General features: G+C 61.6%; 14 protein-coding genes. 5 read left to right on the top strand and 9 right to left on the bottom strand.

The window, feature by feature from the left end; translation table 11 throughout:
• Nucleotide 1 precedes the first annotated feature (1 nt).
• The 5 genes from ASC80_RS15420 (at nt 2) to ASC80_RS15400 (ending at nt 4,376) form a co-directional block, all read left to right on the top strand.
• On the top strand, nt 2-871 hold the full coding sequence (locus ASC80_RS15420; RefSeq protein WP_056300786.1) for a metal ABC transporter permease: 870 nt from the start codon (nt 2-4) through the stop codon (nt 869-871).
• A gap of 29 nt (nt 872-900) precedes the next feature.
• On the top strand, nt 901-1,785 hold the full coding sequence (locus tag ASC80_RS15415; RefSeq protein WP_056299163.1) for a metal ABC transporter substrate-binding protein: 885 nt from the start codon (nt 901-903) through the stop codon (nt 1,783-1,785).
• 50 nt (nt 1,786-1,835) lie between these two features.
• Nucleotides 1,836-2,891, top strand: coding sequence for a CobW family GTP-binding protein (locus ASC80_RS15410; protein ID WP_056299161.1), 1,056 nt, complete (start codon nt 1,836-1,838; stop codon nt 2,889-2,891).
• Nucleotides 2,891-3,910, top strand: coding sequence for a WD40 repeat domain-containing protein (locus ASC80_RS15405; protein ID WP_056299158.1), 1,020 nt, complete (start codon nt 2,891-2,893; stop codon nt 3,908-3,910). The genes ASC80_RS15410 and ASC80_RS15405 overlap by 1 nt, the downstream gene beginning before the upstream one ends.
• 130 nt (nt 3,911-4,040) lie before the next feature.
• The gene (locus ASC80_RS15400; RefSeq protein WP_056300783.1) at nt 4,041-4,376 is read left to right on the top strand and encodes a hypothetical protein; all 336 of its coding nucleotides are present in this window, start codon (nt 4,041-4,043) and stop codon (nt 4,374-4,376) included.
• Between the two features lie 184 nt (nt 4,377-4,560).
• Here the strand turns inward: ASC80_RS15400 and ASC80_RS15395 are convergent, their stop codons facing one another.
• From ASC80_RS15395 to ASC80_RS15355, 9 genes are all read right to left on the bottom strand, one after another.
• Nucleotides 4,561-6,000: a homospermidine synthase gene (locus tag ASC80_RS15395; RefSeq protein ID WP_056299155.1), complete on the bottom strand. Its 1,440-nt coding sequence runs from the start codon at nt 5,998-6,000 to the stop codon at nt 4,561-4,563.
• Between the two features lie 135 nt (nt 6,001-6,135).
• Nucleotides 6,136-7,086 (bottom strand): cation diffusion facilitator family transporter, encoded by a 951-nt coding sequence (locus tag ASC80_RS15390; protein ID WP_056299152.1) that lies wholly within the window; start codon nt 7,084-7,086, stop codon nt 6,136-6,138.
• Nucleotides 7,087-7,190: 104 nt separating this feature from the next.
• A complete protein-coding gene (gene rnk / locus ASC80_RS15385; protein WP_056299149.1) occupies nt 7,191-7,595 on the bottom strand; it encodes a nucleoside diphosphate kinase regulator in 405 nt (134 codons plus the stop codon).
• A 309-nt stretch (nt 7,596-7,904) separates the two neighbouring features.
• The gene (locus ASC80_RS15380; protein WP_056299146.1) at nt 7,905-9,209 is read right to left on the bottom strand and encodes a TRAP transporter large permease; all 1,305 of its coding nucleotides are present in this window, start codon (nt 9,207-9,209) and stop codon (nt 7,905-7,907) included.
• Nucleotides 9,206-9,724, bottom strand: a complete 519-nt coding sequence (locus tag ASC80_RS15375) for a TRAP transporter small permease (RefSeq protein ID WP_056299143.1) — start codon at nt 9,722-9,724, stop codon at nt 9,206-9,208. The genes ASC80_RS15380 and ASC80_RS15375 overlap by 4 nt, the downstream gene beginning before the upstream one ends.
• Nucleotides 9,725-9,734: 10 nt before the next feature.
• Entirely contained in the window at nt 9,735-10,730 is a 996-nt protein-coding gene (gene dctP / locus ASC80_RS15370; RefSeq protein ID WP_056299140.1) for a TRAP transporter substrate-binding protein DctP, read from the bottom strand.
• A gap of 149 nt (nt 10,731-10,879) precedes the next feature.
• Nucleotides 10,880-11,332 carry a RidA family protein gene (locus tag ASC80_RS15365; protein WP_082512675.1) on the bottom strand — a complete coding sequence of 151 codons (453 nt, stop codon included), beginning with the start codon at nt 11,330-11,332 and terminating at the stop codon, nt 10,880-10,882.
• Nucleotides 11,333-11,470: 138 nt separating this feature from the next.
• On the bottom strand, nt 11,471-12,088 hold the full coding sequence (locus ASC80_RS15360) for a GNAT family N-acetyltransferase (protein WP_056299137.1): 618 nt from the start codon (nt 12,086-12,088) through the stop codon (nt 11,471-11,473).
• 142 nt (nt 12,089-12,230) lie between these two features.
• On the bottom strand, nt 12,231-13,373 hold the full coding sequence (locus ASC80_RS15355) for a type III PLP-dependent enzyme (protein ID WP_056299133.1): 1,143 nt from the start codon (nt 13,371-13,373) through the stop codon (nt 12,231-12,233).
• Nucleotides 13,374-13,786: the final 413 nt, after the last annotated feature.

Genomic DNA, 13,786 nt, shown 5'->3' with positions numbered 1-13,786 from the left:
CATCATGTATGACGCGCTGATCGCTCCGTTCCTTGAATTCGAGTTCATGCGCCGTGCGCTGGCCGGCGTGATCGCGCTGGCGCTCGGCGGCGCGCCGATCGGCGTCTTTCTGATGTTGCGCCGGATGAGCCTCGTCGGCGACGCCATGGCCCACGCGATTCTGCCGGGGGCGGCGATCGGCTTTCTGCTCTCCGGTCTCAATCTGTTCGCGATGACGTTCGGCGGCCTGGTTGCCGGATTCACAGTGGCCATTCTTGCCGGCGCCATTGCCCGCGTTACCGAATTGAAGGAGGACGCGTCGCTGGCGACATTCTATCTGGTGTCGCTGGCACTCGGCGTGACGATCGTTTCGATCCGCGGCACCAATATCGACCTGCTGCATGTGCTGTTCGGCAACATTCTCGCGATGGACGACCAGACGCTACTGGTCATCGCGTTCAATGCGACGATCACGCTGATATTGCTTGCGATCATCTATCGTCCGCTAGTGATCGAGTGCGTCGATCCGGTGTTTCTGCGCACGGTGAGCCGTGCCGGCGCGCCCGCGCATTTGACGTTTCTGGCGCTGGTGGTGATCAATCTCGTCAACGGCTTTCACGCGCTCGGCACGCTGCTGGCGGTGGGACTGATGATCCTGCCCGCAGGCATCGCGAGGTTCTGGTCGCGCGACATCACCGGGATGATCTTGATTGCCGTCGCCGCCGCGATGCTGTCCGGTTACGCCGGGCTGGTGCTGTCGTTCCACACCAAGGTCCCGTCCGGCCCGGCGATCATTCTGGTCGCGGCGGGGCTTTATATCGTTTCGCTGCTGTTCGGCAGCGTCAGCGGGCTGGTGCGCCAGCTATTCCCCGGCCGGCATCTCGAAGCATGATCAGGCAAACGATACACCGCTGGCTTGCGATGGCGATCCTGACTTTGGCCGCGATGGCATCTCCGGCCGTTGCGGAGGAGAAGCTGAACGTCGTCGCGACATTTTCAATCCTTGGCGATTTCGCCCGTAACGTCGGCGGCGACCGGGTTGCGGTGACTACGCTGGTTGGCCCCAATGGAGACACTCACGTCTACACACCGTCGCCGGCCGCTGCCCGGACAATAGCCAACGCGCGACTGGTGATCGTCAACGGCCTCGGCCTTGAAGGCTGGCTGCCGCGTCTGGTCGGCTCGTCCAGCCGTCAGGCGACGACGGTGGTTGCGACCAGAAACATCAAACCGCGCGATGTCACCTCGGGCGATAGCCATGGCCACGATCATCCCGATGAGGCCGATCCGCATGCGTGGCAATCTGTCGTCAATGCCAAGGTCTACGTCACCAACATCCGGGATGCCTTGATCGCGGTCGATCCGGCCGGCGCGGAAATCTACAGGGCCAACGCGGCGGCCTATCTGGCGAAACTCGATGATCTCGACCGCGAGGTGCGCGAGGCTATGGCGAAAATTCCGCAGGACCGCCGCAGCGTGATTTCGAGTCACAATGCTTTTGGCTATTTCGCCGCGGCCTACGGCATTTCGTTCATCTCCCCACAGGGCGTTTCAACTGACTCCGAGCCAAGCGCGCGGGACATCGCGGCCATCATCACCCAGATCAAAAAGCGGAAAATTCCGGCAATTTTTCTGGAAAATATCAGCGATCCACGGCTGATGCGCCGGATTGCCGCCGAGACCGGGGCCAAGGTGGGCGAAACGCTCTATTCGGACAGTTTGACCGAGGAAAACGGCCCCGCACCCACTTACATTGACATGGTCCGGCACAATATAAAGGCCCTGACCAGCGCGCTGTCGAGCTAGGGCAGGGGCCACCCTGTCGCCGGGCGCGCATTGATGTGCCTGGAGTTTTCATGTCTGACGTCGCCGCCAACAAAATCCCCGTGACCGTTCTGACCGGCTATCTCGGTGCCGGAAAGACCACGCTGCTCAATCGCATCCTGTCGGAAAACCACGGCAAGAAATACGCCGTGATCGTCAATGAATTCGGCGAGATCGGCATCGACAACGACCTCATCATCGGCGCCGATGAAGAGGTCTTCGAAATGAACAATGGCTGCGTCTGCTGCACCGTGCGCGGCGACCTCGTGCGTATCCTCGACGGGCTGATGAAGCGCAAGGGCAAGTTCGACGCCATCATCCTCGAAACAACCGGGCTGGCCGATCCCGCCCCTGTGGCACAGACGTTTTTCGTCGATGAGGACGTGCGGGAGAAGACCGCGCTCGATGCGGTGGTGACGGTGGCCGACGCGAAGTGGCTGTCGAGCCGCCTCAAGGACGCGCCGGAAGCCAAGAACCAGATCGCGTTCGCCGACGTTATCGTGCTCAACAAGACCGATCTGGTCAGCAAGCCGGAACTGGCTGAGGTCGAGGCGCGAATTCGCGCGATCAATCCTTATGCGACGCTGCACCGCACCGAACGCTGCCAGGTGCAACTGTCCGACGTGCTCGGGCGCGGTGCATTCGATCTCGATCGTATTCTGGAAATTGAACCAGGCTTCCTCGAAGACGATAGCCACGATCATGACCACGGCCACGATCATCACCATGACGGCCATGACCACCATCATCACGATCACGCCCATCACGGGATGAAGCACTATCACGACGAGGACATGCAGTCGCTGTCGCTGCATTCCGACAAGCCGCTTGACCCAACCAAATTCATGCCGTGGCTGCAGCAGCTGGTCGCCGAGGATGGCATGAACATTTTGCGGTCGAAGGGGATTTTGGCGTTCCAGGGCGACGACGACCGCTATGTGTTTCAGGGCGTCCACATGATGCTGGAGGGCGACCATCAGCGCAAATGGAAGGATGATGAAGCGCGTGTGAGCCGTCTGGTTTTCATCGGACGCGAACTGCCTGAGCAGAAAATCCGCGACGGCTTTGCGAAGTGTATCGTCGCGTGATGACAAATTTCGATCCCCCCGATCATTCGTCTTCGATCGTTTCAGTGACCGATCGCGTCACGCCGGTCACGCTCGCCGGTCCAGCAACGGCCATTCATTTTCTTGGCGACGTCGCTGCATTTGTCGGGGCCGAGGAAACAGTATCCCTTGTAACGGGCGTGGCCGAGATTTCACCGGTGTCCGTTCAGGGCGCTGGAATCCTGTGTTCAGCCTCGGATGGCAAGCGCATCGTGACCGGCGGAGATGACGGCAAGCTGGTGGCTATTAACGGCAAGGGCGAAACCGAAGTCATTGCGACCGATGCGAAGCGGCGCTGGATCGACAATGTCGCGGTTCATCCCGATGGCGCGGTCGCTTGGTCGGTGGGCAAGACGGCTTTCGTGCGTGCGCCCAAGGGCGAGGAGAAATCGCTCGAGGTGTCGTCGACCGTTGGCGGACTTGCCTTCTCACCGAAGGGATTGCGTCTCGCGGTGGCGCACTACAACGGCGTGACGCTGTGGTTTCCCAACATGGCGGCAACGCCTGAATTTCTGGAGTGGAAAGGTTCGCATCTCGCTGTCACCTTCAGCGAGGACAATCGTTTCCTCGTCACCGCGATGCACGAATCCGCTCTGCACGGCTGGCGCTTGGCGGATTCGCGGCACATGCGGATGACGGGCTATCCGGCGCGGGTCCGCTCGATATCATGGAGCGTCGGCGGCAAGTTCCTCGCGACCTCCGGTTCGGACAGCGTGATCCTGTGGCCGTTCGGCAGCAAGGACGGCCCGATGGGCAAGGAGCCGGCGATGCTGGCGCCGTTACAGGCAAAGGCGACCGTGGTGGCCTGCCATCCGAAGCAGGATATTTTCGCCGCGGGCTACAGCGACGGCACCATTCTCATGGTGCGGATCGAGGACGGCGCGGAAATTCTCGTACGCAGGAATGGCGGCGAACCGGTCGCTGCATTGGCATGGAATGCAAAGGGAACGATTCTCGCTTTCGCTACCGAAGACGGCGATGCAGGGTTGATGCCGCTGTAGGTTTCCTGTGCGATCAGGTTCCGCTCGCGATGTTCACCATCGGTTGAGTATCGTCGTCGCCGGGCGAGCCAGAAACCGGAACCTTGCGGTGTGTGATCGGTTGTCCATCCAATAAGGAATGGTGACCGATATGACGCCGAATGAGAGAAAACGCGCGCTGCGGCTGGATCTGGTTCTCGCCGGCATCATGGTCGCGGTGGGTCTGACGATGGCGGGCGTATCGCTGGCGCAGCTTCAGTCGCGCGACTCTCGCATGGCGCAAACCACGTCGCCGCCTGCCGCGACAACGCCTTCAGTGCCCGCTGGCAATGATAATGGGCCAGCCGAATCAAAGCCCGGCGGGACGCGCCCGACCACACCGCCGCCGGAGCCTGCGCGGCCGGATGCCGAGGCTCAGAAGAAGGGCGCGAGCCCGGCCTTGCCGGCTGCACCCGCCGAGAAGATGGGCGAGCCGGTCCAGAAATAATCCGCAAGAAATGATCCGAACGACGCCTCGCATGCGATGTCATCACCGGGCATAGCCGTTCGAAGACGGCGTCGCCTCCGCTCCCTATGTCCCGGTGATCCCCATTTGTGGCCACGGTGCACCCTGAATCGAGATGGCCGGGACCAAGCCCGGCCATAACGATCATTGGGTGCTGCGGATGTCGTTATCGCACCAGAACGTTCCGGAACTGCCACGGGTCGCTGGTGTCGATGTCTTCCGGGAAAAGGCCAGGACGATCGGTCAGCGGCGTCCAGTCGGTGTAATATCCCTTCACTGGACCGAGGTAGGGGCCCTGGATTTCCAGCAGGCGATCGAAATCCATCTCGTCGGCTTCGACGATGCCTTCGTTCGGATTCTCCAGCGCCCACACCATGCCTGCGAGCACGGTGGAGGTTACCTGCAACGCAGTGGCGTTCTGATAGGGCGCGAGTTTCCGTGTCTCCTCGATGGAGAGCTGCGAGCCATACCAGTAGGCATTTTTGTCGTGGCCGTAGAGCAGCACGCCGAGTTCGTCGATGCCGTCGATGATCTCGTTCTCCTCGAGAATGTGATGCTTCTCCTGCATCTTGGCGGCGCGGCCGAACATTTCGTGCAGCGAGAGAACCGCGTCATCCGCAGGGTGATAGGCATAGTGGCAAGTCGGCCGATAGATGACCGTGCCGGCCGCGTCGCGCACCGTGAAAAAATCGGAGATCGAGATTGACTCGTTGTGGGTGACGAGGAAGCCGTATTGCGGGCCGCGGGTCGGGCACCAGGTGCGCACGCGCGTATCGGCACCGGGCTGCATCAGATAGATCGCCGCGCCGCACCCGGCTTCATGGGTGTGTGCGTTTTCGGGAATCCATTTTTCGTGGGTGCCCCAGCCGAGTTCGGATGGCTGCACGCCTTCCGACATGAAACCTTCCACCGACCACGTGTTGACGAACACGTCAGGCTCTTTCGGATTCTTCGAGCGCTGGGTGTCGCGTTCGGCAATGTGGATGCCCTTGATGCCGGTCTGGCGCATCAGGTCCGCCCATTCGGCCTTGCTCTTCGGCTTCGGAGCATTGAGCTTGAGGTCGGCGGCGACATTCAGCAGAGCCTGCTTGACGAAGAACGAGACCAAGCCAGGATTGGCGCCACAGCAGGAAACGGCCGTCGTCGAGCCCGCCGGACGGGCCTTCTTGGCGGCCAGCGTGTTCTCGCGCAGGGCGTAATTCGAGCGCGCTTCCGGGCCCTTCGACGCATCGAAATAGAATCCGAGCCAAGGCTCATTGACCGTGTCGATATAGAGCGCGCCGAGTTCGTTGCAGAGCTCCATGATATCGGTGGAGCCGGTATCGACCGAAAGATTGACGCAGAAACCCTGGCCATCGCCTTCGGTGAGCAGCGGGGTCAGCAGTTCGCGATAATTGTCCTTGGTCACGGCCTGCTGGATGAAGCGAACATTGTGCTTCTCGCAATGTGCCTTGCGGCCTTCGTCTTTGGGATCGATCACTGTGACGCGCGACTTGTCGTAATCGAGATGCCGCTCGATCAGCGGCAGCGTGCCTTTGCCGATCGAGCCGAAGCCGATCATGACAATAGGGCCTGTGATGCGTGCATGAATGGGCGATGTTGGCATCTAAATCTCTCCGACTGATGAGGGCTTGATGGGGAAGCTCCAGCGGGAGCAGTGTTCTTGGCTTTGAAAACGACAAATAGCCGATGAAATCAAGGCTTATAACGCCGGCGACGGCGTCGCGGCGTCATGGTCCCGTCACACCGCGTGATCGGCCTTGAGCGCGCAGCGCGCTGTGGCCGAGATTTCGATCTGGATTGTGGTGTGGCCGATCCCGAAGCGCTGGTGAAGACCGTCGCATGCGGCTTTCAGGAAATCGTCGCCGGGATGTCCGGCTGGCGTCACCAGATGTGCGGTGAGAGCCACCTCGGTGGTCCCCATCGGCCAGATATGTAGATCGTGCATCGAGGCGACGCCGGGCAGTTCCGACAGATAGGCGCGCACCGCGTGAGGATCGATGCCGGCAGGGACCGCCGCCAGCGACATCGCCATGCTTTCGCGGAGCAGGCCCCACGTTCCCCATACGATCACCGCGACGATCAGAAGGCTGGTGAGCGGATCGACCCATAACCAGCCGGTTTGCATGATGATGAGTCCCGCAATGACGACGCCGGCGGACACGGCCGCATCCGCAGCCATGTGCAGATACGCGCCGCGAATATTGAGATCGCCCTTGCGGCCGGAGGCGAACAGCCATGCCGTAAAGCCGTTGATCGCGATACCCGCCGTCGCCACCGCAGTGATCGTCATGCTGGCGACGGGTTCGGGATCGATAAGGCGTTGCACCGCTTCGAGCAGGATGGCGCCCGCGGCGACCAGTAACAGCACCCCGTTCGTCAGTGCGGCAAGTGTCGAGGTGTTGCGCAAGCCGTAGGTCAGGCGCGGCGTCGGCGGTCGTGTCGCGAGGTGAGCGGCGATCCATGCCACCACGAGGCCAAGCACATCCGAGAGATTGTGCCCTGCGTCGGCCAGCAAGGCAGTCGAGTTCGACAGGAATCCGTAAGTCGCTTCGACGATCACGAATGCCGTATTCAATCCGATGCCGATGGCGAAGGCGCGGCCGAAATCGGCGGGCGCATGGCTGTGCCCGGCATGACCGTGTTCGTGGCGGTCTTGATGCGAATGATGGCCGTGATGGCTGTGGCTCATTCGCCGATCCTACCATGCACCGGGAGGGCCAGCGACCACGACCAACATCTGTTTCGTGCGGATGAATTTTATAACGTCTCACGAAGAAGCATAGCGCCGCAGCGCTATGCCTGGTTGAAAACCTTGGTCACGGTCAACGAACGCCAGCCGCCGGCCGGCGTCTGAAATTCGATCGTCTGTCCTGCGGACAGGCCGATGAGCGCCGCGCCGATCGGCGTCAGGACCGAGATCTTGTTGGCGTTGACGTCGGCGGCTTCGGGATACACCAGCGTGACGGTGCGGGCCTGTCCGCTGATGTCGTCGTGAAACGTCACCTCCGATTGCATCGCCACGATATTGCGCATCGAGCGATCGGCCGGACAGATCTCGGCGCGATCGAGTTCGCGCGCGAGAAATTCCGCGGTCGCCGGATACTTCTCGGCCGCGGCTTCGGCGAGGTGACGTAAGCGCTTGGCATCATTCGTGCTGATGGCAATCGTGGGCAGCCGCGTTTGCAGATCGTCGTACATGGTGTTCACCTGAGTTGGTCGCGAGATCGGTGCGACTCGCGCAAGGAAATTGCGGCATACGGCGAAAGGATCGCCGGATATGCCGTTGGACCGAATGTTGGATGTGGAGAATGCAGTCGAACGGAAAAACTTATCCCGGACGGCACGGATGCGCGTCCGCCCGGGTCACCTTCCTGCGATAAGGTGACCGGCGCGAAGCAACAGACGATTATTGCATACGTTCGACATGATGATCTTAACGTAAGGTGGCCCGCGCGGAAGTCAACGCGCGGGCTGCGACATCTTGGCGCGCAAGCGCTTTTTTGCCGGTCACATCAGATGGTTGGGCAGCCAGGTCGCCAGTCCGGGGAACGCGCTGATGAGGATGATCGCCAGGATCATCAGCAGCATGAAAGGAAGAGCGCCCTTCAGGATCGTCGGCAGGCGGACATCGGGAACGATTCCGTTGATGACGAACAGGTTGAGGCCCACCGGCGGCGTGATCAGCCCCAGTTCCATGTTGATGGTGAGGATGACCCCGAACCACACGGGATCAAACCCGGCATTGTGAATGATCGGTGCCAGAATCGGCGTTGCCATCAAGATGATCGCGGCAGGGGGCAGAAAGCAGCCGGCAACCAGCAGCAGGATATTGATGTAGAACATCAGCACCCAGCGATTGATGTCCATACCTGCGATCCACTCCGCGACGGACTGCGTCACGTAGAGGCTCGACATCATGTAGCCGAACAGGATCGAAGATCCGATAATGAACAGGAGCATGCCTGATTCACGCATGCCGTCACGCAGGATCTGCCAGACCTCTGTGGGCCGCCACATCCGGTAGATAATCATGACCATCACAACACAGAGGACAGCACCGACGCCGGCGGCTTCCGACGGTGTGGCGATGCCGCCATAGAGCGAATAGACCACGCCGACAATCACCGCGATTAACGGCAACAGTTTCGGCATCAACTCCAGCTTTTCCTTCAGTGAGTAGATCCGGTCACGATCGACAAGCTGGGTGCCGCGTTTCCAGCTCAGGAAGATCGCCCATGCGATAAACAGCGTGGTGAGCAGAATTCCGGGAATGATTCCTGCAATGAAAAGCTTTCCGATCGAGGTTTCGGACGCGATTCCGTAGAGAATCATGGTGAGGCTGGGCGGGATCAGAATTCCGAGCGTGCCGCCGGCCGCAATTGAGCCGGTGGCGAGGTCGGCGTCGTAGCCGCGCCGCCGCATTTCCGGAATTCCCATCTTGCCGATGGCGGCGCAGGTTGCGGGCGACGAGCCGGTCAGTGCGGCGAAAATCGCACAAGCGCCGAGATTCGACGCCACCAGCGATCCCGGAATTTTGTGCGTCCAGCGCGATAGCGCTTCATAAAGGTCGCTTCCCGCGCGCGACGATGCGATCGCCGCCCCCATGATGATGAACATGGGGATCGAAACGAGAGTGAAGTCGTTGAGGCCCGCAAACAGCGTTTCGGTTAGAAAGTTGATGCTGCGGAAGCCGTCGAAAATAATCATGAAGGCGAGGGCGACCGCGCCGAGTCCGAACGCGATCGGAATACCCGTCGCGAGGATGCCGAAGGTCACCGCGCAGATGATAAGGCCGATGACAAGAGGACTCATAGCCGATCCTCTGGTTTAAGGCCGAAGGGCATGTCGCGTCCGGTCGCGAGCGCCAGAATATCGACGATGTACTGGAGACAAAGCAGTCCCATGCCGATCGGGACCGGCAAATAGGCGATCCAGAGCCGCGCCCGCCAAAGCGTGCTGGTGTGCTTGTCGGTGATCCACGCCTCGTACCACCAGTCGATGCTGTTGACGAACAGCACGAGGCAGAATGCGAGCGCGATGAAGGACGCGACGAAAGCGAACACCACCCGCCAGCGTTGAGGGAGCATCAGCGGCAGCAAGTCGACGTTGACGTGACCGCGGGTCATCAAGATGTACGGAGCGCCGATGAATGTCGCGGCAATTAGTGCGAATGTGACGAATTCGGTCTGCCAGATCGACGATTCGTTCAGGACGGACCTGACGAAAATCATCTGGCAGACCACGAGCGCGGATATCAGAATCAGCGCAGTCGCAATGACTCCGCTGATCTGAGATAGCCGCCGAACGCCGGCAACAAAGAGGTTCACTGAAAAGCGCTCACTTCACGGCGAGCGCTTTGTCGATCAGTGCTTTACCGCCGGGCACCTTCTCACTGAATGTCTTGTATGACGTCTTCTCTGCGATCTTGCGCCATTCGTCGGCCTGCGCCGAGGTCATGGTCACGATCTCGACGTTGGCCTTTTTGAAGGAGGCGACCATCTTCTCGTCGAGCTTCTTCGATTCTCCGGCGAAATAGTCTTCCGCCTTCTTCGCCGCGGCCATGATTGCCTTCTTCTGTGCATCGTTCAGCTTGTCGAACGACGCCTTCGACATCAGGAGCGGCTCGTACATGAACCACAGGGCGTTATCGCCCGGCGCCGTCACGCACTTGAGTTGTTCGTAAAGGCGGAACGAGTTGAAGCTTCCCGTCGACGTGTCGGTGCCATTGGCGACGCCGGTTTGCAGGGCATTGTAGACTTCGTTGGACGGAATCGAGACGATCGAAGCTCCCGCGCCGGCCCACATTTCGGAGAAGGTCGCGCCTGCCGAGCGCACCTTGAGACCCTTGGCGTCGTCAGGCGCGACGATGCACTTGTCCTTGCCGCCGAAGGCGCCGGCGAGCCAGGCATCCGCCAGTACGATCACGCCGGCCTTGTTGATGATGGCCTTGATGTCGGCCATGAACGGCGATGTGTTGATGCGCCGGGCGTGGTCATGATTTTTGACCAGTCCCGGCATCAGCGTTGCGCCGAACTGGGGTTCCGATCCGGACGCATAATCGAGTGGGAATGATGAAATATCGATCTGGCCGCGCTGCATGGCGCGCCACTGCTCTTGAGCTTTCACGAGGCTGGCACCCGGGAAAACCTTGATCTCGATGCCGACATTGGCGGCATTCACCTCGCGCGCGAGGATCTGAACCATTTCATCTCGCGCGTCGCCTTTCCCGCCGGGAAACTGGTGCGAAGCCTTGAGCACAATCTGCGACGAAGCGGCAGTAGACGTAGCGACAAGCGCCAATGCGGCGACCAGCGCCGGAACAACTTTGATCATGTTTACTCCCTCACGTTATGTCGTGTCTTGACGCCGGACGGTCCTGAACCGTCCGACACCAGCCGACTTGCCCTGATTATGGAGGGGTCGCGCGCGGCTCACAAGGTCTGGTATCTCAGCCCATCGTCGCAGTTGAGGGCAAGGCCGCGCTATGCAACCGTCGGCGTCAGGCCGAGCGGCGTTTCGCGGTGATTTCGATCTCGATTTTCATTTCCGGCTTGTAGAGGCCGGCGACGGCAAGAGATCTCGATTTTCATTTCCGGCTTGTAGAGGCCGGCGACGGCAAGAATCGTCGCAGCCGGGCGAATGTCGCCGAGATTCTCGCCGCAGACCGCGAACACGGCGTCCGCATCCTTGGCATCGGTAATATAGTAGGTGGCGCGGACGATGTCGGCCATCGCAAAACCCGCTTCCTTCAGCGCGCTTTCAATCGTCTTGAAACAATTGCGGGTTTGCGCGGTAACGTCGGCCGGCAGGATCATGGTGCTGTAGTCGTAGCCGGTGGTGCCGGCGACGAAGCAAAATTCGCCATCGACCACGGCGCGGCTGTAGCCGGCGATCTTCTCGAAAGGCGATCCGGATGAAATCAGGCGGCGGGACATGGTCAGTTCCTTGAGGAGCGGCCTTGCGTGGCTGTGCAAACACGCAAGACCGCATTGGTGCGTGATCCGCCGGCGTATCGATGTCCGGCACGTGCCCGGTCTCATAACCGAGGGCGTGGCCGGACGCAAAAGCTGAAATCAGGCGGCGCGAGTGGCAGCCGTGCGCGCTGGCGGGGCAACACGCGGACGCGGCCGCCGCGCCTTCGAGCCGGTCGGCACGATCATGCCCCAGGCGTCGTTGAGCGCGCCGTCCCGCAGCTCGAGCGCCAGCAGGCGGTCGCGTTCGAAGGGGCCGGGCAGCGACAGTTCGCCGGTTTTGGCGGCGGTGAAGCCGAAGCGGCTGTAATAGGCGGCATCGCCGCGCAGGATCACTGCGCCGTGGCCGCGCGCCTTTGCGGCGGCGAGCGCGTGGCTCATCAGCACCGCGCCAACGCCGAGCTTGCGGCACGACGCATCGACCGCGAGCGGGCCGAGCACCAGCGCCGGAACGCCACCGGCGCTGACGTGCCATAGCCGCACGGTCCCGATCAGCCGGCCATTGCGGATCGCCGAGAAGGCGAGGCCTTCGGCGGGCGCGCGTCCGTCGCGCAGGCGCTGGCAGGTGCGCGCGTGACGGCCTTCGCCGAAGCTCGCATCGAGCAACGCTTCGCGCGCGGCGACGTCCGAAGCACGCTCCGCGCGGATCGCGAACGGAGCGGTGTCGGAGGCGAGGGCGGCAGCGGTGGTCCAAACAGCGGACGTTCTGAGAGCAGTCATGGCACGTCAGTCCCCACTCCGGACGGCGACCCGGCCGTCGAGTGTTGTCAGCAAATTCGCTTGTGACGGGATGGGAGCCGGCGCACCGGCTCCCGGTTATTCGCTTGTGAGGGCGACCCTCGGGGCAAGCCGAGGGAAAGCCTCAGATGTGGTAGGTCCTCAGCGGCGGGATGCCGTTGAAAGCCACCGCCGAGTAGGTCGACGTGTAGGCGCCGGTGCCTTCGATCAGCAGCTTGTCGCCGATCTCCAGCGTCACCGGCAGCGGATACGGCGCCTTTTCGTACAGCACGTCGGCCGAGTCGCAGGTCGGACCGGCGAGAATGCACGGCGTCATCTCCGCGCCGTCGTGCGGCGTACGGATCGCATAGCGGATCGATTCGTCCATCGTTTCGGCGAGGCCGCCGAACTTGCCGATGTCGAGATAGACCCAGCGGTTCTCATCGTCATCGCTCTTCTTCGAGATCAGAACGACTTCGGTTTCGATGATGCCCGCATTGCCGACCATGCCGCGGCCCGGCTCGATGATCGTTTCCGGGATCTGGTTGCCGAAGTGCTTGCGCAGCGCGCGGAAGATCGATCGGCCGTACTGCACGACCGGAGGAACGTCCTTGAGGTAGCGCGTCGGGAAACCGCCGCCCATGTTGACCATGGACAGGTTGATCCCGCGCTCGGCGCAGTCACGGAACACGGTCGAAGCCATCGCCAGGGCGCGGTCCCACGCCTTCACCTTGCGCTGCTGCGAGCCGACGTGGAACGAGATGCCGACCGGCTCCAGGCCACGGCGCTTGGCAAGATCGAGCACGTCGACCGCCATTTCCGGGTCACAGCCGAACTTGCGCGACAGCGGCCACTCGGCGCCGGCGCAATCGTAGAGGATGCGGCAGAACACCTTCGCGCCGGGGGCGGCGCGGGCGATCTTCTCGACCTCTGCGGCGCAGTCCACCGCGAACAGGCGGATGCCGAGCGAAAAGGCGCGCGCGATGTCACGCTCCTTCTTGATCGTGTTGCCATAGGAGATGCGGTCCGGCGTCGCACCGGCAGCCAGCGCCATCTCGATTTCCGCGACGGTCGCGGTATCGAAGCACGAGCCGAGCGAAGCCAGCAGCGACAGCACTTCCGGCGCCGGGTTGGCCTTCACCGCGTAGAATACGCGGCTATCCGGCAACGCCTTCGCGAAGGTCTGGTAGTTGTCGCGCACGACCTCGAGGTCGACGACGAGGCACGGCTCGGTGTCGAGGCCCTCGCTGCGGCGGTTGCGCAGGAATTCCTGGATACGTTCGGTCATAGCACTGCTCCCCAACAGCCCTGCAACGGGCTGTCAAAAATTGTTCTCGGACGTGAGCGCTGCGGCCAGTCGCACGATGGAGACGCGACGAAGCCTCGAACTCAGTACGAACTGTGCTGCCGTGGATTGGTTGGGAATTTCCCGCCCGCACACCTGGCAATGAAGGACAAGCCTTTTCAGTAGCCCGCGCCGGCGTTGGAATGCCGGTAGAGACCAAAAAAGCCCGCTCCGTCGTTGCTTTAAGTCGCGTCCCCCGTTGAGAGCGGGGTGCGCCGGTTCGCCTCCGGCTGTCAGTCACGGTTGCAAGTCCAAGAGACCCTTCAAGCGGCGCATCCCTTGAGAGAGATGCTGGGTCCCTTTTCCTTGGCGGCTGTCCGGCCTCTTGTCCGGATACCCACCGACTGACACACGAC

The sequence above is a fragment of the Afipia sp. Root123D2 genome, assembly GCF_001425835.1.
Classification (GTDB): domain Bacteria; phylum Pseudomonadota; class Alphaproteobacteria; order Rhizobiales; family Xanthobacteraceae; genus Afipia.
The sequence above is the reverse complement of the archived record's forward strand: the minus strand, read 5'-3'. Positions and strand labels throughout refer to the sequence as shown.